General features: G+C 43.9%; 17 protein-coding genes, 6 tRNA genes, 1 pseudogene and 1 riboswitch. Of the genes and pseudogenes, 18 read left to right on the top strand and 6 right to left on the bottom strand.

The genetic code is table 11. The annotated features are described in order from the left end of the window. Positions 1-88: 88 nt before the first annotated feature. Positions 89-1,918 (bottom strand): TonB-dependent receptor plug domain-containing protein, encoded by a 1,830-nt coding sequence (locus F897_RS00120; protein ID WP_005232048.1) that lies wholly within the window; start codon positions 1,916-1,918, stop codon positions 89-91. A gap of 36 nt (positions 1,919-1,954) precedes the next feature. After that, a riboswitch (cobalamin riboswitch) is annotated at positions 1,955-2,178 on the bottom strand. A gap of 192 nt (positions 2,179-2,370) precedes the next feature. On the opposite strand from F897_RS00120, the gene F897_RS00115 reads away from it, so the two are divergent. The 3 genes from F897_RS00115 to F897_RS00105 all read left to right on the top strand — a co-directional run bounded on the left by F897_RS00115 (position 2,371) and on the right by F897_RS00105 (position 5,594). Then, on the top strand, positions 2,371-3,015 hold the full coding sequence (locus F897_RS00115) for a phosphoribosylanthranilate isomerase (protein WP_005232046.1): 645 nt from the start codon (positions 2,371-2,373) through the stop codon (positions 3,013-3,015). Then, positions 2,996-4,240: a tryptophan synthase subunit beta gene (trpB, locus tag F897_RS00110; RefSeq protein ID WP_005232043.1), complete on the top strand. Its 1,245-nt coding sequence runs from the start codon at positions 2,996-2,998 to the stop codon at positions 4,238-4,240. Before F897_RS00115 ends, trpB begins: the two co-directional genes overlap by 20 nt. 361 nt (positions 4,241-4,601) lie before the next feature. After that, positions 4,602-5,594: a DUF2804 domain-containing protein gene (locus F897_RS00105; RefSeq protein ID WP_005232041.1), complete on the top strand. Its 993-nt coding sequence runs from the start codon at positions 4,602-4,604 to the stop codon at positions 5,592-5,594. 66 nt (positions 5,595-5,660) lie between these two features. Here F897_RS00105 and F897_RS00100 read toward each other — a convergent pair whose 3' ends face one another. Further along, entirely contained in the window at positions 5,661-6,539 is an 879-nt protein-coding gene (locus F897_RS00100) for a metal-dependent hydrolase (RefSeq protein WP_005232040.1), read from the bottom strand. A 140-nt stretch (positions 6,540-6,679) separates the two neighbouring features. Between F897_RS00100 and F897_RS00095 the strand changes: the two genes are divergently transcribed. Beyond that, on the top strand, positions 6,680-7,717 hold the full coding sequence (locus F897_RS00095; RefSeq protein ID WP_005232038.1) for a helix-turn-helix domain-containing protein: 1,038 nt from the start codon (positions 6,680-6,682) through the stop codon (positions 7,715-7,717). A gap of 40 nt (positions 7,718-7,757) precedes the next feature. Here the strand turns inward: F897_RS00095 and F897_RS00090 are convergent, their stop codons facing one another. Next, positions 7,758-9,089 carry a Na+/H+ antiporter NhaC family protein gene (locus tag F897_RS00090; protein WP_005232036.1) on the bottom strand — a complete coding sequence of 444 codons (1,332 nt, stop codon included), beginning with the start codon at positions 9,087-9,089 and terminating at the stop codon, positions 7,758-7,760. A gap of 365 nt (positions 9,090-9,454) precedes the next feature. Between F897_RS00090 and trpA the strand changes: the two genes are divergently transcribed. Genes trpA through F897_RS00070 form a run of 4 tightly spaced genes read left to right on the top strand, consistent with a single transcriptional unit; the run spans position 9,455 to position 13,452 of the window. Then, complete coding sequence (gene trpA / locus F897_RS00085) at positions 9,455-10,255, top strand: tryptophan synthase subunit alpha (RefSeq protein ID WP_005232034.1); 801 nt, start codon at positions 9,455-9,457, stop codon at positions 10,253-10,255. A gap of 1 nt (position 10,256) precedes the next feature. Further along, positions 10,257-11,153, top strand: coding sequence for an acetyl-CoA carboxylase, carboxyltransferase subunit beta (gene accD / locus F897_RS00080; RefSeq protein ID WP_034169942.1), 897 nt, complete (start codon positions 10,257-10,259; stop codon positions 11,151-11,153). Next, positions 11,150-12,433 carry a bifunctional tetrahydrofolate synthase/dihydrofolate synthase gene (folC, locus tag F897_RS00075; RefSeq protein WP_005232032.1) on the top strand — a complete coding sequence of 428 codons (1,284 nt, stop codon included), beginning with the start codon at positions 11,150-11,152 and terminating at the stop codon, positions 12,431-12,433. Before accD ends, folC begins: the two co-directional genes overlap by 4 nt. Next, positions 12,424-13,452: an SPOR domain-containing protein gene (locus tag F897_RS00070; RefSeq protein ID WP_414631433.1), complete on the top strand. Its 1,029-nt coding sequence runs from the start codon at positions 12,424-12,426 to the stop codon at positions 13,450-13,452. Before folC ends, F897_RS00070 begins: the two co-directional genes overlap by 10 nt. 5 nt (positions 13,453-13,457) lie before the next feature. Here F897_RS00070 and F897_RS00065 read toward each other — a convergent pair whose 3' ends face one another. Together F897_RS00065 and F897_RS00060 are read right to left on the bottom strand one after the other, a co-directional pair. Next, on the bottom strand, positions 13,458-14,048 hold the full coding sequence (locus F897_RS00065) for a dual specificity protein phosphatase family protein (RefSeq protein WP_005232030.1): 591 nt from the start codon (positions 14,046-14,048) through the stop codon (positions 13,458-13,460). A 405-nt stretch (positions 14,049-14,453) separates the two neighbouring features. Continuing rightward, on the bottom strand, positions 14,454-15,095 hold the full coding sequence (locus F897_RS00060) for a peroxiredoxin (RefSeq protein WP_005232029.1): 642 nt from the start codon (positions 15,093-15,095) through the stop codon (positions 14,454-14,456). Positions 15,096-15,426: 331 nt separating this feature from the next. Here F897_RS00060 and secA point away from each other — a divergent pair, with 331 nt between their 5' ends. From secA to F897_RS00010, 10 genes are all read left to right on the top strand, one after another. Continuing rightward, positions 15,427-18,153 carry a preprotein translocase subunit SecA gene (gene secA, locus F897_RS00055; RefSeq protein WP_005232028.1) on the top strand — a complete coding sequence of 909 codons (2,727 nt, stop codon included), beginning with the start codon at positions 15,427-15,429 and terminating at the stop codon, positions 18,151-18,153. 153 nt (positions 18,154-18,306) lie between these two features. Next, positions 18,307-18,660 (top strand): hypothetical protein, encoded by a 354-nt coding sequence (locus F897_RS00050; protein ID WP_004782196.1) that lies wholly within the window; start codon positions 18,307-18,309, stop codon positions 18,658-18,660. Positions 18,661-18,814: 154 nt separating this feature from the next. Next, positions 18,815-20,035 carry a bifunctional glutamate N-acetyltransferase/amino-acid acetyltransferase ArgJ gene (gene argJ, locus F897_RS00045; RefSeq protein WP_005232027.1) on the top strand — a complete coding sequence of 407 codons (1,221 nt, stop codon included), beginning with the start codon at positions 18,815-18,817 and terminating at the stop codon, positions 20,033-20,035. A 152-nt stretch (positions 20,036-20,187) separates the two neighbouring features. Next, a complete protein-coding gene (nadA, locus tag F897_RS00040; protein ID WP_004782199.1) occupies positions 20,188-21,255 on the top strand; it encodes a quinolinate synthase NadA in 1,068 nt (355 codons plus the stop codon). A 154-nt stretch (positions 21,256-21,409) separates the two neighbouring features. Next, positions 21,410-21,486, top strand: a tRNA-Pro gene (locus F897_RS00035). A 35-nt stretch (positions 21,487-21,521) separates the two neighbouring features. After that, a tRNA-Arg gene (locus tag F897_RS00030) sits at positions 21,522-21,598 on the top strand. Positions 21,599-21,634: 36 nt separating this feature from the next. Continuing rightward, a tRNA-His gene (locus F897_RS00025) sits at positions 21,635-21,710 on the top strand. Between the two features lie 19 nt (positions 21,711-21,729). Next, positions 21,730-21,806 (top strand) — tRNA-Pro (locus F897_RS00020). A gap of 78 nt (positions 21,807-21,884) precedes the next feature. After that, positions 21,885-21,960: transfer RNA gene (locus F897_RS00015), tRNA-His, on the top strand. Positions 21,961-21,981: 21 nt separating this feature from the next. Further along, positions 21,982-22,058 (top strand) — tRNA-Pro (locus F897_RS00010). A gap of 159 nt (positions 22,059-22,217) precedes the next feature. Here the strand turns inward: F897_RS00010 and F897_RS00005 are convergent. Further along, positions 22,218-22,389 (bottom strand): annotated as a pseudogene (locus tag F897_RS00005) (IS5/IS1182 family transposase); the annotation flags it as partial.

The raw sequence follows: 22,389 nt of genomic DNA, 5'->3' as shown, positions 1-22,389 counted from the left end.
AAAGTTGGCGCAATAAAAAAAGGATAATGTCGGTCATTACATTATCCATAAACTGCGCTGTTTTAAAGTTTTTGTTGTTATGCGGGTTTTAGTAGCGGAAAGTTACACCTGCAGAAGCGAGGCGACCGCCGTTGATGTAGTAGCTGCCGCTACCGTAAGCGGTTTTATAACCTGTATCACCAATATTCTGAATGTTTGCAAAAACTTTCATATTTGGATTGATGTTATAGAAACCGTGCATGTCAATTCTGAGATGCCCTGGAATCGTAATATCATCATAGGCGCTGTTGTCGTATGAGCTATTTGCCGTTAGTGTGGTAGAAAAACCAATTTTGTCATCAGCCCAGCCAGTAGTTAAAGCTGCGCTTTGGCGCGGACGACGGCTTAAACTAGCATTCGTTTTTTCGTCTTTTGCATCAACATAGTTATAGCCAAGATTGATATATAGGTTGTCATCTTGCCACTTGATGTAGGCTTCACCACCTTCAATTTTTGCTTTATCAATGTTTTCCATTAAGTTTTTGGTATTGTCATAATCGATTAAGCTATCAACTTTTGTCGAATACAACGAAAATCCAGTAGAAATATTGTAAGCCAATTTCTGATCTAAACCAATTTCATAAGAAATACTTTCTTCTGGATTTAAATCTGGGTTACCACCGTAGGCGTACATATCATTCAACGTTGGCGCTTTAAATGCAGAACCAATATTGGCGTAAATACTGGTTAATGGCAGCAGTTGGTAACGTACGGCACCTTGTGCAACAGTATGTGTGCCAAACTTTTCATTATCTTCAACACGTAGACCAAGCTGTGTATTTAACCCATTGTTTTGATATTGATGTTGTATGTAATAACCAGCAGAATCTATATCACCTTTATAAGGAGAACCATAAGAAATCACATCACCTTGAGTTTCTCTGTAAGTGCTACCTAATAAAATATTCTGGTGAGGCGTAAATTGCCATTGCCCATACAACTCAGCTTCTTGAGTTTTACTATGAATGAAATCAGTTGAACTGTTTTGATCAATATCATCTTTAAATTGTGATAAGCGAGCATTTAAAGAAAGATTAGAATTGAGATTCACACGGCCTTTTAAATTGATAATCTGATTTTTAAAATCTTGGCTGATGTTGTTGCCGTTATTATCGTATTGACTTGTTCCTTGGTTCTCACTGAAATCGACAGATGCAACATAGCCATCCTGTTCAATTCCCAGCTTTGCGCTATAGCCTTTTTGATCAAAGGATGCATTAGACGCATTTTTTGAATCTTTTACTGGTGTGCCATCAGTCTCTAAACGCTGACCGCGAACCTGAGCATAATAACCGTCTTGGGCGAAGTCTGCACCGATGATGCTTTTATAGGTATTGTTTTCACCCATTTCACCAGTGATGAAAGCACTGTTTTTAGTTGGTGTTTTTGTGATAAGTTGTACAACACCACCAATTGCATCTGTACCGTATAGAACAGATGCTGGTCCTTTAAGAACTTCGATTTGCTTGATGTCTGTTGTATCAATAAATGGAAGCGAAGCAGCGCCAGAGGTTGCTGAATTTAGTCGCACACTGTCACGCAAGACTAATGCTTGATCAGATTCGGCGCCACGTAAGAAAATAGAAGATGCTTGACCATAACCGCCGCTTTGAACAACTGTGATCGCTGGGTCAGTCATTAATAAGTCAGGCAGTGATGCAATTGGCGATAGTTCCAAAATCTTTGGCTCAATAATATTAATCCGCGCAGGCACATTACCAATTTTTTCTTCAGAACGAGTTGCCGTGACCACAATCGTATCTAAAGCAGCATTCACCACACGCTGATCTTGCGATTCTGAAGCAAAAACTGAAGTTGAAAAACCCATTGCAAGTGCAATTGCGCCCACTAAAGTAGTAGGCTGAAACAGAGTAGACATGACTTTGCTCCATACATTCACCCCACGTGAATGATTGAGTTAAGGGCACAACAAGCAGGTCTCCGGACTTCAATGTGCCAAGCATCTTCTAATTTATGATTGCTTCGCTGTATATCCACCTTCCCATATTGTTCATACAGTGGTGTAAATCATAAGATTTAAATTGATATACGTTTCATGGTTACCGTTGCGGGGGCAGTGTTGGACTTTCACCAACTTCCCTAAAGCTCAAAGCTAGGACTCGTTGCATTTGTGCGAAGTATAAAGTCTGTATGCCATTTAAACAACGGAAATGCAGAATAATCCGCCTGAACTTCACTCAACCCCTTAAAATTGCATTACAATGATTCGCCCCAATATCTGATTTTGTTAGTGTGAACAGACAATTTAACAGTCACGCACAGCAAGATCAGCAAAATGAAGATTGAAAATCAGGATTAGAGTCCAAAACGATGCGTACCCGTGCCAAAATTTGCGGAATCACGCGAATTCAAGATATAAACAGTGTTGTGCATGCGGGTGCAGATGCAATTGGCTTGGTGTTTTATCCTCCAAGTCCGCGCAATGTGAGCATTGAACAAGCACAAGGCTTGCTGCAACACATTCCCGCTTATGTGCAAGTGGTCGGTTTATTTGTCAATGCAACGGCAGATGAAATTGCCACTGTATTGAAACAAGTGCCTTTAGATATTTTGCAATTTCATGGTGATGAAAGCCCTGAACAATGTCAGGCCATTGCCCAGCAAGTTGGACGTCGCTGGTACAAAGCGATTCAGGTCAAACCTGATCTGGACGTAGTCGCTGAAATTCAACGTTATCAGGCAGCAGGAGCCAGCGCAGTACTGTTAGACGCTTGGCATCCTGATTTAAAAGGTGGCACCGGACACAGCTTTGACTGGAGCACTTTTCCTCAATTAGATATTCCCTTGATCCTGGCTGGGGGCTTAAACCCGGACAATATCGAGGAGGCAATTCACACCACACAGGCTTATGCTGTTGATGTTAGTGGTGGTGTCGAATCCGCAAAAGGTATAAAAGACCAACAACTCATAGAACGCTTTATGCAAGGAGTCCATCGTGGATCAGCAAAGTACTAATCACAACAAGCCCGTGATTGACTATACCCAATTCCCGGATGAGCGTGGACATTTCGGTATCCATGGCGGGCGTTTTGTGTCAGAAACTCTGATGGCGGCTTTACAAGATCTGGAAAAGCTTTATTTCCGCATGAAAGATGATGAACAGTTTCTGGCAGAATTCGACCGTGATCTAGCCTACTACGTAGGTCGTCCTAGTCCTTTATATCATGCTGAGCGATGGTCAAAAGAGTTGGGTGGTGCGCAAATTTACTTAAAGCGTGAAGATCTGAACCATACCGGCTCGCATAAAGTAAACAACACGATTGGTCAGGCTTTACTGGCTAAACTTTCAGGCAAAAAACGCATTATTGCGGAAACAGGTGCCGGTCAGCATGGCGTAGCAACGGCAACCATCGCAGCACGTTTAGGTCTTGAATGTGTGGTGTTCATGGGTGCTGAAGACGTGAAACGTCAGGCGATGAACGTTTACCGTATGCGTTTGCTAGGTGCAACAGTTGTCCCTGTAGAAAGTGGCTCTAAAACATTAAAAGATGCCATGAACGAAGCGATGCGTGACTGGGTTACCAACGTTGACTCAACTTATTATGTGATTGGTACGGTGGCAGGTCCGCACCCATATCCACAATTGGTTCGTGACTTCCAGTCCATTATTGGCCGTGAAGCACGTCGTCAGATTCAGGAACAGGCAGGTTGCCTTCCAGATGCATTGGTTGCTTGTGTGGGGGGTGGTTCAAATGCGATGGGCTTGTTCTATCCATTCCTGAACGACCAGGATGTGAAAATGTATGGTGTTGAAGCTGCAGGTTTAGGAATCGAAACTGGCAAGCACTCTGCACCACTGAATGCGGGTCATGTCGGTGTACTGCATGGTAACCGTACGTATCTGATGTCTGATAAAGAAGGTCAGATCATTGAAACGCATTCAATTTCTGCTGGTCTGGATTATCCAGGCGTAGGTCCGGAACACAGCTTCCTGAAAGATATGGAACGCGTGAACTACGTGCCGATTAATGATCAGGAAGCGTTACAAGGTTTCCGTGATCTAACCAAGATCGAAGGGATTATTCCTGCGCTTGAAAGTTCACATGCGATGGCTTATGTCACTAAACTTGCACCAACCATGGACAAGGATCAAATCATTATTGCGACCGTTTCTGGTCGTGGTGATAAAGACTTGATGACCGTTGCCCGTATTGATGGTGTAGAAATGGTCGAGATGTAAAATCTCCCCCTAGCCCCTCTTTTTCAAAGAGGGGAGAAAACCCTTCTTTCTAAAAGGAGGGCAGGGTGGATTAAGAAAAATCGTGTTGAATTATTCAGCACGATTTTTTATTTTTATAGGTAAGAAAATTTTTAGAGAGTAATAGGAAGAAGCAATCTGGTTCAAAATAGGATAAAAATTATTCAAGTTTTGGATAAAACAGCAAAAAATCAGTTTCTCATTCAAAAAATTAAAATGGTTATTTTAAGCAGAATTGGCCGGAAGAGCTGACGAACGGTTTTAAAAAATTCTTTATCAAATCTCAATAATCGGCATAATAGCTTCAAGCAAAAATAGTTTTTGATTGAGATGGAATGTCTTAATGGATTTAATTCAGGAAAATGGACAACCACGTTACGGACGTTTCAAAGAAATTCCAAAAAGTATTGATTACAATGCGTACCAGTACAAAAATCCCTATGGTGATGTACTCAAGGGATGGCGTAAGCAACTAAAATATAAAAAATTTAAATTCTGTAGTATTCAACACGAACATTATACGATTGGCCTTGCGATTGCTGATATCGCTTGGGCTGGGCACAGTTTTTTCTACATCTATAACCATAGTACTAACGAAGTGCAGGAATGGAATGCGATCAATTTCTTCTCGCGCAATACGGTGCTAGACGAACAGCCATTATTTAATCATAGTTATTTTCACAAATCTCCCTTTCAGATTGATATCCAGCATGCCAATGGGGTGCGTTATATCCATGTGACCAAATATGGTGAAATCAAGCTTAGTGCCCGAATTTTCTGTGCAGGTACAGATCCGCTGAGTATGTGCAGTCCGACCGGAATCAATGGCTGGACCTATACCCAGAAATTGACCACTTTGGGTTGTGAAGGTTATTTCGTAAATAAGCAGGGTGAAACCATCCAGTTTAATGAGCGCACCTTCGCCTCTCTGGATGATACCTGTGGCTTTTTGCGTCCTGAAACTGCCTGGTTCTGGCTATCTTGTAATTTCTGGGATGCCAATCATAACCGTATCGGGATCAATCTCGCTTCCGGTGTTAATGAAAGCTTTGGTAATGAAAACTGTTTGTGGGTAAATGGCAAAATTTATCCTGTGGCGGATGTGTTGTTTCAGCAGGAATCTGACGAACGTTGGAACATCCAGTCATTAGATGGCTGCTTGAACCTGAATGTACACACAGGCTGGCGCCGTTATGAAAATCTGAATCTGCGTCTGGTCGGCAGCCAGTTTAGCCAGTGGCAAGCAAAAGTATCAGGGACTATCCGGCAGGATGGCCAAGATATTGTACTGGTCAATGAATATGGACTTTTAGAACAGCACTATGCCAAGTGGTAACCTATTTTATTAACTTTTAAACTCCTAAAAAAGCCTTCGATTTTGAAGGCTTTTTGATTTCTAGGTTTAATCTTCTGCAGCTTGCCAGAAGGCTTCTCCTGCCTGAATCGGATCGCCGGTTTCTGCCAGCGTTTTTACCCAAACATCATATTGAGCAATCACTGGGTGCTGGGATGGATGGAAATCCTTTTTAAACCAGTCACGATACTGTTTACCCATACGAGTCAGAGTCCCCTTTTTGCCAAAGAACCACGGTAAGCCACGGATATTCATTTGCAAGCGTTGCAGCGGGCTAAAGCCATCATGTTTGAGCATGACATTGGCACGGTAAATGGTAAAACCAAACATCAGAAAAGTCGTGATGAGCAAGGTATATTGACGCAGCCATTCTGGCGTTTTTGCCACATCTTTCATAACATCAAAAGCCACATCACGATGTTCCATTTCCTCAATCGCATGCCAGGCAAACATAGCACGGACAAAAGGATGGGCATTTCTTAAAGTATCTTTTTGCCCATAAAAAGTTTCAGCCATGAGCGCGGTCAAATGTTCCGCGGCTGCAGTGACTGCAATATTGTACTCAGGTGAACGGTTCTTCAGGTCATAGTTCATCATGTAATTCAGACGCTGAATAAACTGATCGACCGGCATGCCTTGTTCCCGCATCAGGTTATTCATCTTGTCATGGGCAATACCATGTTGTGCTTCCTGACGGATAAAATCAGCTACCCGTTTTTGCAGATCTGGATCTTTAATTTGGTCGCGGAATAGTCGCACGCTCTGAATGAAATAACGTTCACCATCAGGAAAGGTCAGACTCAGTGCATCAAACATACGGGTCAGGAATGGATCGCCACCAAACCAGTAACGCGGAATTTCACTCAGCTTAAAATCAAGATTGCTGCGTACCACAGGCTGTATGTAAGATTTTAAAGGTGCGTTCATCTGCTTTCATTCTTTTTCTGGAGATGCTGACAGTATGTTCAGAATTGCACAAATTGTTTTGACAGGTATGGCCAATTTTTATACATTTTACGCCAAAGAAAAATAAAATATATATTCGCAGCAGAGACAGGGACGCGCTCATGCAGGACATCAAAATCTCCAATGGTTATATCCAGTTATGGGCCACCTATTTGCGTAGCTTAAATATAGAGCCTTTAACCGCAGGGTTTCTTGCAGATCTACAACCTCAGCTCATTGGACTGATTGATCAGCCTTTTGATGCCCAAGTGCCCCTCGATTTTCTTAATAGCATTCTGTTAAGAACCCAAAAACAGCTAGTATGTCCGCAGTTAATTTTTGAAATTGTGCAGTGCATTCGGCCAGAGCATTTTGGTGTGCTGGGCTATATGGTTTCCAAAAGCAGCAGTATTCCTGAAATCATCGGCTACATCATGCGTTTTCAGCGACTGGTCATTGATGGGAGTGAATTTGTCCCATTGCAACTAAGACAGCATGCGCAGAGTATTGAATTGTATTGGATCTATCAGGATGAGCGTTATAACCTGCTGAATGAGCTGACCATCGCAGCCATGGTGCAATTGGGACGTTTTATTTTGCAGGATCATCCTTTGCTCTTGCGTCAGGTGCGCTTTGCCCATGCGCCAGAAATTGCCCGAATTCATTATCAAAAATTCTATGCTGCGGAAGTGCAGTTTTCACAGCAGGATTATGGCTTCGAACTGGATATACAGGGACTGAACCTGAAATCGGAACAGGCCGATCCAATGCTATTACAGTTATTGATTCGTCAGGCTGAAGAAGCGATTGCAGCTAAACGACCTGTGGAAAGTATTTTGGGTCAGGCCCAAAAAGTGGTCGCGGAGCATCTAAGAAGCAGACAGCAGGCCATTAAAATTGAACAGCTGGCCGAGCAACTGTTTGTATCGACCCGCACTTTACAACGTCAACTAAATGAGCAAGGTAGTTCTTTTAAAAAACTGTTGGAGCAGGAAAGGATCAGGCGCTGTGAAAGTTTATTGCATCAGCCTCTAAGCCTGACCGAGATTGCCCAGCAACTGGATTATTCTGACCAGTCAGCTTTGGCCCGAGCTTATAAGGCAGCAACAGGCCGGACTTTATTGCAATATAGAAAACAATTAAAACAGGATCAGGCATAAAAAAACGGCCATCATCGGCCGCTTTATCTCATGACTTAATTTAAGCTGTTTTTAATTTAGGGTACCGGAAAGCAATTGCAATCACCGCAAATATTGCCAGAATCCAGCAATAATACACGCCCCCGATTAGCTCGACTGGAGAAAGTTTGGCAATTGAACAGGCAAGTAATAATTGTGCGCCATAAGGAATCAGACCTTGTACCACACAGGAGAAAATATCCATCAGGGCGGCGGCACGTTTTGGATCAACCCCGTATTCTTTCGCCACTTCACGGGCCATATCACCAGCCAGAATAATCGCGACAGTATTATTTGCCACAAACAGGTTGGAAAATACGACCAAGAAACTGATCCCGATTTCACCGGCACGTTGACGGCCTACTTTAAATAAGCGAGTCAGCGCGTAGATGCGTTCGATCAGCCAGCGTAAACCACCTTCACGTTGCATGATCGCAGACAGGCCACCTAAAAACATGGATAACAATGCCACTTCAAACATGCCGACAAAGCCATCATAAATGGAAGTGTTCAGCTTGAGGATATTGAAATCTGGCGTAGCAAATAGACCGAATAAACCCGATAACACGACACCGATGGTTAAAACCGCCAGAACATGCAGACGGCTAAAAGCCAGTAAAAAGACCGCAATATAAGGCAAGACTAGAATCCAGTTAAAGTCCTTGTATTCTACGGGGCTGGAACTGCCAGCATTGAAGATATAGATCAAAATCGTGACGATGGAAGCCGGTACAGCAATCCAGACATTGACGCTGAATTTGTCACGTAACTGAACTTTCTGGCTGCTGGTTGCAGCGATGGTAGTATCTGAAATCATGGACAGGTTATCACCGAACATTGCTCCACCGACCACGGCTCCAATCGCATAAACCACCGGAATCCCGGTTACTTGTGCAAAGCCAAAGGCAATCGGTGCACAGGCGGCAATAGTTCCCATTGAGGTACCCATCGCCGTCGCAATAAATGCCGAAATCACAAAAAGCATCGGTAAGACAAAACTCGGAGGAATAACAGACAGGCCCATTTGTACAGTGGCATCAACACTGCCAATCGCACTGCTGACACTGGCAAAAGCACCGGCCAGCATAAACACCATGAACATCAGAATCAGGTTGGGATGGCTGGCACCTTTTAGAAATTCTTCAATACCCTGGTTGAGTTTGCCACGATACACTAATGCAGCCAAGATAATCGCGGGCAGGGCAGCAACAGGCGCTTTAATCTGATAAAACGCAAATTCAGTTCCGATCAGAGAATGATAGATCCCGCTACCTAAAAAGATGGTTAAAAATACAATAAGCGGCAACAGTGCAATGGCGCGCGCCTGCACTGTACCTTCAGAGTCAGTCTGCATAGGAGATAAAAAAATAAGAGAATGGGGCTAGTATAAAACAGGTTTTGCAATTTCAGAAAACTTTAAATGAATGCGCTAACACCTGCATTTTTATTAATTTTTCCATGATAAAAATAAGTTTATCTAAATATTCAACATTTTAGGGAATGCCAAAATTAGGCATCTTTGATCATTGAGAAAAAAATCAAAATAATCGTAAATAGATCCCTTCGGGTTGTTCTGAAATCCTCGCACAGGAAATGAAATGCCAGAGGTCGATGTTGCACACTGTTCAATGTACAAAAAATAGCGTTACAATGCGATGTCTTGTATTTCTACATAGTCAATGTCTCAAGTTTGAAACACCTTAAGGAAAGCTCAGCCCTATGTCACGTTTAGCCACACGATTTGGACAACTTAAATCTCAACAGCGTAAAGCTTTAGTTTCTTATGTTATGGCTGGTGACCCGCATCCAGAGGTAACCGTACCTTTGCTGCACCAGATGGTGGACGCTGGCGTCGACGTGATTGAATTGGGTCTTCCTTTTTCAGATCCAATGGCAGATGGTCCGGTGATTGCTCTGGCCGCTGAACGCGCGCTGGCCGGTGGCACCAATACCCTAGATGCACTGCACATGGTGAAAGAATTTCGCTTGAAAGACCGCGAAACACCAGTGGTACTCATGGGTTATCTCAATCCGGTTGAAGTCATTGGCTATGAAAAGTTTGTGGCTTATGCCTATGAATGCGGTGTCGACGGCGTGCTTCTGGTCGATCTTCCTCCTGAAGAAGCTCAAGATCTGGGTCAAGTGCTGGAAAAATATGAAATGGATCAGATTTTCCTGTTGGCTCCGACCTCAACTGATGAGCGTATTCAGCATGTAGTAAAACAGGCCAATGGCTTTATTTACTACGTGTCGCTGAAAGGCGTAACGGGTGCTGCGACATTGGATGTATCTGAAGCCGCTGCACGTATTCAGAAAATTAAGGCAGAGACAGATGTTCCTGTAGGCGTTGGTTTTGGTATTAGTGATGCTGCATCTGCGAAAGCGATGGGTGTTGCTGCCGATGCAGTTATTGTGGGAAGTGCGTTTGTAAAACAGTTTGCAACCCTCGCGCCAGAACAAGCCGTTATTGCGACGGTGAATAAAGTCAAGGAGCTTCGAGCAGCGCTCGATGAGTTATAGTATGAGTCAACAAGTGAAATCAGGCAAAATTCTGAGCCCATCGACCCCATGGACGGAGCGTATTGTTCCGGGCATTCATGTACCTGATGAGCAAACCACCCTAAAAGCGACATTCACAGAGCCAACAATTGAGTGCCCTGAATGTCATGCTTTGGTGACACGTACTGCAATGTCATTTAATGCTTATGTTTGTCCACAATGCGATGAACATCTGAAAATGAAAGCACGTGACCGTCTGAACTGGTTCTTTGATCAGGTACAGACTGAAATGGGTCAGGAATTTACTGCCAAAGATCCACTGAAATTTGTCGACAGCAAAGCTTATCCAGAGCGTATGTCGGAAGCACAAAAGAAAACAGGTGAAACTGAAGCACTGATCGTGATGCAAGGTCTGCTGAAAGGTGTACCAATGATTGCAACCGCATTTGAATTCGACTTCATGGGCGGCTCTATGGGCACTGTAGTGGGTGACCGTTTTGTGCAGGCAGCGGAGCGTGCGATTGAAACACATCAGCCTCTGATCTGTTTTGCAGCTTCTGGTGGCGCGCGTATGCAGGAAGGCATGCTGTCTTTGATGCAAATGGCACGTACTTCAGCAGCGATTCAGCGTTTGAAAGAAGCAGGTCTGCCTTATGTGGTGGTATTGACCCATCCAGTCTACGGCGGTGTAACTGCATCTTTAGCCATGCTGGGTGATGTGCATCTGGCTGAACCGAAAGCGATGATTGGTTTTGCGGGTAAACGTGTGATCGAGCAGACCGTGCGTGAAAAACTGGACGAACCGTTCCAGCGCGCTGAATATTTGCTTGATCATGGTGTAATCGATCAGATTGTTCACCGTCATGCATTACGTGATACAGTTTATCGTATTATCACGAAATTGATGAACCTGCCTTGAATACAGCACCATTAGCAACTGATTCACTTGATACATGGCTCGATTATTGGAGCCATGTTCACGTTACGGGAATTGATTTAGGTCTGGAACGTGTCATTCCTGTGGCTGAAAAGCTGGGGGTGATCAATCCGGAGGCTAAAGTCCTGACGGTTGCCGGAACCAATGGTAAAGGTTCAACGACCACGACTCTGGCTGCCATTCTTAATGCTCAGGGTTTTAAGGTCGGACTGTATCAGTCTCCTCACGTATATCGCTTCAATGAACGGGTGAAATTACGCGGGGTTGAAGTCGAAGACCAGTTGCTGATTGATGCTTTTGTTGAAGTCGATCGGGCACGTCGCGAATGCGATTTAAGCCTGTCATTCTTTGAAGCAACCACACTTGCTGCATTTGTGATTTTTAAAAATGAACTGTGTGATGTGTGGGTGCTGGAAGTCGGACTAGGCGGTCGTCTGGATGTGGTCAATGTGGTTAATCCGGATGTTGCGGTCATCACCAATATCGGACTGGATCATACTGACTGGCTTGGTGATACCATCGAAAAAATTGCCTTTGAAAAAGCTGGCATTATCCGTCCGAGTATTCCCGTGATTTTTGGCGGTCAGCAAGATATTCCACAAGCCATTCTGGATAAAACTGCTGAATGTAATGCGCCGTTGTATGCTATCAACCGTGATTATTTCTATGAAGCCTTTGAAGATGGCAAAACCTGGGCATTTGCATCATCAGGTACGACTTTAAAATTACCGTCAGGTTCACTGGCGCTGGATAATATTTCGACAGCGGTTGCAGCGATCTTGCTGAGTGATCTGGAAGTCAACCAGACAGCGATTGCGGAAGGAATTCAGGCAGCTAAATTGCCGGGACGTTTTGAAGTTCGAGAAATTCAGAATAAGACTGTAATTTTTGATGCCGGGCATAACCCGCATGGGGTAGAGTTCCTGTTAAAACAATTGCACAATTATTTAAATTACAAAAAGAAATATAAAGAAGTCATTTGTGTATTTTCCATGCTGGCAGATAAAGATATAAATTCTGTCGTCAAGTTGTTGAAAGACACTGTTCATTTGTGGAAAATTGCACCATTATCTGTGCCACGTGCGGCAGAGGTCACACTCTTGACTGATGCATTGCAAGGTGAATTGATAGAACAATTTGACAATGTAAAATTAGCTTTTAAATCAGCGCTGGATGAAACAGAGAATAATCAGCTGATTTTGGTATGTGGATCATTTCATACCTTAGAAGCGGTATGGGAGTATTTGGAAGAATGTCAATGAATAACAAACAACGCTGGATGGGTGGCGTTGTTTTACTAGGTGGTGGTGTTTTATTGGCAGCATTACTCCTGAAAGGCCAAAATGAAATTCATCAGGATCGTCAGCAAAACCCGGCACTGGCTGCAGAAGTAGAATCAAAAGATACAGTCAACAATTCATTAGGTTCTTTAACAGTCGATGTGGAAACAGAAAAACGTCTGCTGGAACAGCAGCGTCGTGACCGCGAAAAAGCAGTGGCTGAACAGGAAGCCCGTGCAGCTGAATTTTTAGCCATGCAACAGCAGGCTGAGGCAGATGCAGCACGTCGTGCGGCTGAAGAATATGCCGCTTTGAATGCTCATCGTATGGGACAGCAAAGTTCAGACAATATTCCGCCTGAACTGGCTGAAGATGAACAGACGAAGCAAAAACGTCTGGCTGAAGACAAGGCTGCTGCACAAAAAAAGTTAGAACAGCAGAAGCTTGAGCAGCAAAAAGCCCAAACTTCAGCTGATACTGCCAAGAAACAGGCAGAGCAGAAGGCTGCAGAAGAAAAACGTAAACTAGAAGATAAACGTAAAGCTGAAGAAGCACATAAAGCAGCTGAAGCAAAACGTAAGGCCGAGGAAGAGCACAAAGCGGCTGAAAAGAAAAAAGAAGCTGAGCATAAAGCTGCTGAGGAAAAACGTAAGGCAGAAGAGAAGCGCAAAGCTGAAGAGAAGCATAAAGCAGAAGAAGCCAAGAAAAAGGCTGAAGCTGAAAAAGCCCGCAAACTCCTTGAAGGTGAAAGTGATAAGCAGTGGATGGTGCAGGTGGCCCTGGCTGCCAATGAAGCCAATGCTGATGCCATTGCGGCCAAACTGCGAGCCAAAGGTTACAAGGTCACCAAGAGCCAGACATCTAAAGGTGTGCGTATTATGGTCGGTCCATCTAAAGACCGTGAAACAGCAGATGCACTGCGTAAGAAAATCGCGTCTGATGCCAGCCTGAATATGAAATCAGCTTGGGTGAATGATTGGGTGCCGCTAGATAAGCGTTAACTCTCTTACTTAACCGAAGTTTCTGTAGATGGATTCGCGAGTTGCTCGCGAATCCATTTTACATTTTCAGGGGTAAATAATTTTTCAATATTGCGCCAAATGGAATGAAAGCCATAACCGCCATGCTTCATTTCCCGTACTGCGTCTTCAATGCTCCAGTTCTGGAAAATAATCCGGTACATGGCGACACTGGCACCGGTACGGTCTGAACCGTGATAACAGTGTAAAAGTATTTTTTCATTATTTTGCCGTGCCTGTTGAATCAACTGCATTACGTTCAGTAAATCCTCGCGATTCATAGCCCAGGTATGAATGGGAATATGCTTAAGCTTGAGGTATTCATTTGACAAAATATCTGTATCTTTATCGCGTGAACGCAGGTTGATCACCACATTAATGGCATATTGTTTTAATAAGGGCGTCAGTTCATGGCTTGGCTGTTCACTTCGGTAGAGTTCATCGCTGATCTGATAAAAATTATGTTCTTCATGTAGTTCCCGTCCCCAGTGCATTGGGCGTTCCTGTTCAGGCAGCACTGGAGTACAGCCGGATAAAACAAGTGTGGAAACCAGAAGAAGTACATAATTATTTTTCATTACAACCTGACTCATCTTTTTAAGTATTCTCTTCAACAGCATATCGGCTTTTTCAAAAAAAAAGCCTGTCCGAAGACAGGCTTGATGGAAAAGTTCGAAAACCCGGCTCGTCGGTGGGTATCAAACTAAGCATGAAATTGATGCTTGATGCATGACGACTAGCATTTTCATGGTGGAGAGTTGATTGCGGTTTTTTAATATTCAAAAAGGATATAACAGCATTTAGCTTATCCTCTTGCACCCACGGCATAGCCGTGGGACTTCTTGCGGAATATATTCCTCAGGGCGGAGCAGTGCTCCGTTTTAACTTGAACTACGCGCTTCGCTTGTCTTGCGCTAAATTAAGGCAGCGTTTCAAATACTGCGCACTTCGTTTGCCTTGCGCAAAATTAAAAAGGAGTCCTTTTAATTTTGCTCAGGCTGTGGTGTCAGACGTAGGTATGGAGTTACAGCTTTATAACCTTTCGGAAAACGTTGTTTGATTTCTTCCTCATCTTTCAGTGAAGGTACAATCACCACATCATCGCCATGTTGCCAGTTAGCCGGGGTTGCGACTTTATGGTTGTCAGTTAATTGTAGAGAGTCGACTACACGTAGTACTTCATGGAAGTTGCGGCCTGTTGATGCAGGGTAGGTAATAATCAGACGCACTTTCTTATTTGGATCAATGATTACCAGAGAGCGTACAGTTAAAGTTTCGCTGGCATTTGGGTGAATGAAATCATACAGTGTAGAGACTTTGCGGTCCTGATCTGCAATGATCGGGAAGTTAACGGTGGTATCTTGAGTTTCATTAATGTCTTTGATCCAGCCATGATGCGATTCAACATCATCTACAGAAAGGGCAATTGCTTTCACGCCGCGTTTTGTAAACTCATCTTTCAGCTTTGCGGTAAAGCCCAGTTCAGTGGTGCATACAGGCGTGTAGTCCGCTGGATGTGAAAATAAAATGCCCCAGCTATCGCCTAGAAAGTCATAAAAGTTAATTAAGCCTTCGCTAGATTGCTGTTCGAAATTCGGTGCGGTATCGCCTAAACGTAAACTCATTTTCTTGCCTCAATTGATCTTGTAATGTGTCGATGAGAATAAATATGAACCAATTTTTTTATGATTTAAAATAGTGTTTTTAGAATTTCTTATGAATAAACCGAATAAAGAAATAGGCTGTCGATTCAGAATCAGACAAATCAGTCGTCTAATTAACTATGTTGCATGGGTAAAATTTGCTACATTACTTTGCCTTAGGTCTCAGGGCTAGGACGAAGGATGAGTTTTTTTCATTGGTTTTCTGGCAAAACCCTTGTAGTTCAAATTTCTAGCACCATAATAACGACTAAGAACATATTTATTTGACAAGCAAGATTTAGAGAGTCTATTCATGTTGGCAAGTCTGATCGGAGGAATCTTCGGTACCAAAAATGAGCGCGAACTCAAACGCATGCGTAAAATCGTAGACAAGATTAATGCGCTCGAGCCGACGATATCAGCCCTAAGCGATGCAGACTTATCTGCAAAAACTGAAGAATTCAAACAACGATATAATAAAGGTGAAAGCCTAGACAAGTTACTTCCTGAAGCATTCGCAGTCTGTCGTGAAGCTGCAAAACGTGTTATGGGAATGCGTCACTACGACGTACAGTTGATTGGTGGTATTACCCTGCATGAAGGCAAGATTGCCGAGATGCGTACCGGTGAAGGTAAAACCCTGATGGGGACGCTGGCCTGTTATCTTAATTCATTGAGCGGGCAGGGTGTCCATGTCATCACGGTGAACGACTATCTGGCACAACGTGATGCCGAGTTAAACCGTCCATTGTTCGAATTCTTGGGTTTAAGCATTGGGATTATCTATTCCATGCAGAATCCGATAGAAAAATCTGAAGCCTATAAAGCAGATATCACTTACGGTACCAATAACGAATTCGGTTTCGATTATCTTCGTGACAATATGGTGTTCTCGCTGACTGAGAAAAAACAGCGTGGTCTGACCTATGCCATCATCGATGAGGTCGATTCGATCCTGATCGATGAAGCACGTACACCACTGATTATTTCTGGTCAAAGTGAAGATTCTTCCCAGCTTTATGCAGCAATCAATAACATTCCGCCGAAGTTAAAAGCACAAAAAGAAGAAAAAGTACCGGATGGCGGTCATTTCTGGATTGATGAAAAACAGCGCTCTGTTGAAATTACAGAAACCGGTTTTGAGACCATAGAAAGTGAATTGATTGCAATGGGCTTATTGGCTGAAGGAGAAAGCCTGTATTCAGCGTCTAATCTGAATTTGCTGCATCATGTGACTGCTGCGATTCGTGCGCACTATTTATATCAACGTAACGTGCATTACATCATCCATGAAGGTGAAGTGATCATTGTTGATGAAAATACCGGTCGTACCATGCCGGGCCGTCGCTGGTCTGAAGGTCTGCACCAAGCGGTTGAAGCAAAAGAAGGTCTGGAAATCCAGCCGGAAAATCAGACCCTTGCAACTACCACATTCCAGAACTATTTCCGTCTGTATAAAAAATTATCCGGTATGACCGGTACAGCAGATACTGAAGCTGCGGAAATGAAAGAAATTTACGGTCTGGATGTGGTAATTATTCCAACTCACCGTCCAATGATCCGTAATGACCAGAACGATTTGATTTACCTGAATCGTGAAGGTAAATACAATGCGATTATTCAGGAAATTCAGCGTGTTCACGAAGCTGGTGTTGCGCCAATCCTGATTGGTACTGCTACTATTGAAGCGTCGGAAATTCTTTCTGACAAGCTTAAAGAAGCTGGTATTGAACATGAAGTCCTGAATGCCAAACAGCATGAACGTGAAGCGGATATTATTGCCCAAGCGGGTGCACCGCGTGCCGTAACCATTGCCACAAACATGGCTGGTCGTGGTACCGATATTTTGCTGGGTGGTAACTGGAAAGCGCTACTGGCTAAAATTGAAAACCCAACCCCTGAAGATGAAGCACGCCTAAAAGCAGAATGGGAAGCGAATCATGAAGCAGTTCTCGCTTCTGGTGGTTTGCATATTATCGGTTCTGAGCGTCATGAATCTCGCCGTATCGATAACCAGTTGCGTGGTCGTGCGGGCCGTCAGGGTGACCCGGGTGTATCGCGTTTCTACCTGTCTCTTGAAGATGACTTGATGCGTATCTTTGCGGGTGACCGTGTGGTTGCCATGATGCGTGCGATGGGCTTAAAAGAAGATGAAGCGATTGAACACAAAATGGTGTCACGCTCAATCGAAAATGCACAACGCAAAGTAGAAGCACGTAACTTCGACATTCGTAAGAACCTGTTGAAATACGATGACGTGAATAACGAACAGCGTAAAATCATCTATAGTCAGCGTGATGAGATTCTGGCTGAAAGCTCATTGCAGGATTATATCGAAGAGATGATCCGTGAAGTGATGCAGGGCATGATCGCCAATTATATTCCGCCTGAATCGATTCACGATCAGTGGGATATTGAAGGTCTGGAACTTGCACTACGTGAAGACTTATCGATTGATCTGCCAGTCGCACAATGGTTAGAGCAGGATCGTCGTTTAGATGAAGAAGCACTGGTTGAACGAATTACTGAAGAAGTGGTAAATCGTTACCGTTCACGTCGTGAACAAATGGGCGCTGAATCTGCAGCATCACTCGAACGTCATTTCATGTTGAACTCTCTGGACCGTCACTGGAAAGAGCATCTGGCTGCGATGGATTACCTGCGTCAAGGAATTCATTTACGCGGTTATGCACAGAAAAACCCAGAGCAGGAATACAAAAAAGAAGCCTACAACCTGTTTGTAAACATGCTGGGGGTGATTAAATCTGACGTCATTACTGATCTGTCACGCATCCATGTGCCAACACCTGAAGAACTGGCTGAAATGGAAGCACAGCAGCAGGCACAGGCTGAAGCGATGCGTTTGCAGTTATCTCATCAGGAATTTGATGGATTACTGGCTGAAGAAGATGAAATCACCACTGAGCAAAGTGCGCAGGCTAATCCAGTTGCACCAGTTTTTGAAGCACCGGCAAGCCGTAATGCACCTTGTCCATGTGGTTCAGGTCTGAAATACAAACAGTGTCATGGCAAGATCTAATTTCTGCTAAGTTTCTAAACTATAAAAAGATCAGGGTCAAATGGCCCTGATCTTTTTATGTATATGGACTTTTCAGCTGGTGAATACAGTTTGCACTGTGCGGGATTAAATGGTATTTAATGACAGATTGAACACCGCAAAGTGGAAGAAACAATGACAAAAGTATTAAAAACGATGATGGTTGCTGCTTTGGCAATCCCGGCTTTAAGTTTTGCAGAAACAGCAACAACGACACCTGCTAAAGTTCAGCAGGCCATTGGTCCAACTACGGCTCAGGTTCAGACGGGTGCAGATGGTCAGGTGACCATTGCAAGTCCGCGTACTGGCATTCGCTATACCTTTAATAATTCAAACCGTCCAATCGTTTTGCAGACTGCAGCGATTGCAGCAGCCAATGCAGCCAATGCTGACCGTATTGTTGCTTCTAACCCTGCACTTTCTGTGGCAAGTCAGCAACAGGCAAAACAGGCTTTATTGAATGAATCAACCCAGTTGGCTAAAAACTAAGTTTGATCTAGTTTAATAAAACCAGTCACTATGACTGGTTTTTTATTGTGAAAAACCATAAGAAAAGTGAGTGTTCATCTGGCTTTGGCTCGATTTTTTAATGAAGATCAACTAAGCTGTATTTTTCTGAAACTTCAATATTGGACATTTAAAAATGGCAGTTGGTGACGTATCTATGCCACAGATGCATGTGGTAAAAGGGGTGAGAATTGGTTCGGCAGAAGCGTATGTGCGCTATCAGAACCGACGTGACCTGGTGATATTTGAACTGGCTGAAGGCTCCAATGTTGCAGGCGTATTTACCCAGAATGCTTTTTGTGCTGCCCCTGTACATGTTTCTAAAGCACATCTGGCGGTAGGTAATCCACGTTATTTAGTGATAAATACCGGAAATGCCAATGCGGGTACAGGTGCTACAGGTATGGCGAATGCTGAAGCCACTTGTGCCAAACTGGCTGAACTTGCAGGCGTGAAAGCTGAAGAAGTATTGCCATTTTCAACAGGGGTAATTGGTGAACAATTACCAATGGAGCATCTGCTCAGTGGCTTGCGGCCTGCATTAGACTCATTGCGTGATGATGCCTGGATCGATGCTGCAACGGGTATTATGACCACAGATACTACGCCGAAAGGTGCATCTGAACAGTTCGAGCTGGATGGTATTACTTATACCATGACCGGAATTTCCAAAGGTGCCGGTATGATTCGCCCAAATATGGCGACTATGTTGGGTTATGTGGCGACTGATGTACCAATCAGCCGTGAACTGGTTCAACAGCTTTTATCTGAGACAGTGAATCAGTCATTCAACCGCATTACCATTGATGGTGATACCTCTACCAATGACTCTTGTATTTTCATTGCTACGGGTCAGGCCGGTGGAACAGAAATTTCATCAGTTGAAGATCCACGTTATGCAGCTGTGCTTGAAGTATTAATGCGTACTATGAAGCGCCTTGCGCAATTGATCGTGCGTGATGGTGAAGGCGCAACCAAATTTATTACTGTGGCCGTAGAAGGCGGTGCCAATACTCAGGAATGCTGTGACGTGGCCTATAGCATCGCGCATTCTCCATTGGTAAAAACTGCGATCTTTGCTTCTGATCCAAATTGGGGCCGTATTCTGGCTGCGATCGGTTATGCAGGTGTGGCGAATTTAGACGTTGCAAAAATTCAGGTTTGGTTAGATGATGTACAAATCTGCAAGGATGGTGGTGCAGCAGCAGACTATACCGAAGAGGCAGGTGCACGTGTGATGGCACAAGCTGAAATGACGATTCGTGTTGATCTTGGACGTGGGGAAGCAAAAGATACAGTCTATACCTGTGACCTGTCCTATGATTATGTGAAAATCAATGCTGATTATCGTTCATAATTCAGATTGTTTCTAAAGCCTCCGTTGTGGGGCTTTTTTTATATCTTATGATTTTTAATGACTGGTCAAAAAAGCATTTCGCCAGAGATGACCGGGATGTAGAGTGAAAGGTTCATTGAATAATGAACTATGAGGGTAGAGTAAGAGTTATTATGAATGATGCGACCAAATTAATAGCCAATGAAGCCAAATCGATTGTGCAGGCGCATTTAGATCGTTTAGGAGAACCCAAAGAGCATCAGATCAGTGCACAGGCCAAACAGGAAAAATTTACACAGATTCAAGCCGAACTAGAAAAGCAGAATGCAGTGCTAGTTGCACACTATTATTGTGATCCTGAAGTACAGGAACTGGCAGAATTGACTGGTGGCTGTGTGTCCGATTCATTGGAAATGGCGCGTTTTGGACGTGACCATCCTGCGTCGACCTTAGTGGTAGCTGGGGTTAAGTTCATGGGTGAAACTTCAAAAATACTTTCACCAGAAAAAACTGTCCTGATGCCAACTCTTGAAGCGACCTGTTCACTGGATTTGGGCTGCCCGGTAGAGGAATTTACCAAATTCTGTGATGCGCATCCTGATCATACTGTAGTGGTGTATGCCAATACTTCGGCTGCAGTTAAAGCCCGCGCTGACTGGGTCGTGACTTCAAGTTGTGCAGTGGAGATTATTGAACACCTCGATAGTTTGGGCGAGAAAATTATCTGGGCACCGGATCAGCATTTGGGGCGCTATATCCAGAATAAAACTGGCGCTGACATGTTACTGTGGGATGGCGCGTGTATCGTCCACGAAGAATTCCGTTCGCGCGGAATTGCTAATATGAAAGCCTTGTATCCAGATGCGGCAGTGCTGGTCCATCCAGAATCACCGATGTCTGTGGTAGAAATTGCTGATGCAGTCGGAAGTACTTCTCAGTTAATCAAGGCAGCTCAAACCTTGCCAAATCAGCGTTTGATCGTGGCAACAGATCGCGGTATTTTCTATAAAATGCAGCAGGCTGTGCCAGATAAGATTCTGATTGAAGCTCCAACCGCTGGAGAAGGAGCAACCTGCCGTTCATGTGCACACTGCCCTTGGATGGCCATGAACGAGCTAGATGGAATCTTGCATGTTCTACAACATCGTGATCAGGAGATTCATGTTGAACCCGCATTAGCTCAGCGAGCCAAACTGCCTCTGGATCGTATGCTGGATTTTAGTGCCAGCTTGAAACGCTAGAATTTTGTATAAAAAATGTCTGAAATGCTTGATAAATAAACGCTTGAAGTGTTTTTTTGATTTTTTTTAAATATAGGTGTTGACGTCTTATGGCGTCACGCCTAGAATGCACACCGTACCAAGCGATAAGCTTGATACGAAAGCTGAGATGAATCGGAGCATAGCACAGCCTGGTAGTGCACCTGGTTTGGGACCAGGGGGTCGTAGGTTCGAATCCTACTGCTCCGACCAATTCTTCAAGGCGGATGGTGAAAATCATCAGTAAAGCGCTTGTAGCTCAGTTGGATAGAGCATCCGCCTTCTAAGCGGATGGTCACAGGTTCGAATCCTGTCAGGCGCGCCATTTTTGGTGGCTTGATATTTAAGAACCAAGGCAATGGTGGATGTAGCTCAGTTGGTAGAGCCCCGGATTGTGATTCCGGTTGTCGTGGGTTCGAATCCCATCATTCACCCCAACTCTTTTGAGTTGAATATCGGAGCATAGCACAGCCTGGTAGTGCACCTGGTTTGGGACCAGGGGGTCGTAGGTTCGAATCCTACTGCTCCGACCACCTTCTTCATGGTGGTTAGGATTAATGATACCGCGTAAAGCGGTTTTTTTATGTCTAAATAATGAAGACACCGTGATGGTGGATGTAGCTCAGTTGGTAGAGCCCCGGATTGTGATTCCGGTTGTCGTGGGTTCGAATCCCATCATTCACCCCAACTTTTTTTTGAGTTGAACATCGGAGCATAGCACAGCCTGGTAGTGCACCTGGTTTGGGACCAGGGGGTCGTAGGTTCGAATCCTACTGCTCCGACCATCTATAAAAATGATTAATTATATGGATACCGCATTAGGCGGTTTTTTTATGTCTAAAATTTAAGTACGAACTAAATTTATCAATCAAAATAGAAATAGATTAGAAACGGCTTTGTTGCACAAAGATTTGAAATGCAAAGTGCCCCTAATTGAGCCAAATTTAAGGCGTAACTTGGGTAAGTGGTCGACCTAATTCCGTAAATCTGTTGAGGACTGCTACACGTGCATGAATTTCATTCACCTGACTAGGAAAGCTTCTTGCCATTAATTTATCGCCTAATAATTTGATGCAATGCATCTTGGTTTCCACCAAACTGCGGCGATGATAGCCT

The sequence above is a fragment of the Acinetobacter variabilis genome (assembly GCF_000369625.1).
Lineage (GTDB): Bacteria > Pseudomonadota > Gammaproteobacteria > Pseudomonadales > Moraxellaceae > Acinetobacter > Acinetobacter variabilis.
The sequence above is the reverse complement of the archived record's forward strand: the minus strand, read 5'-3'. Positions and strand labels throughout refer to the sequence as shown.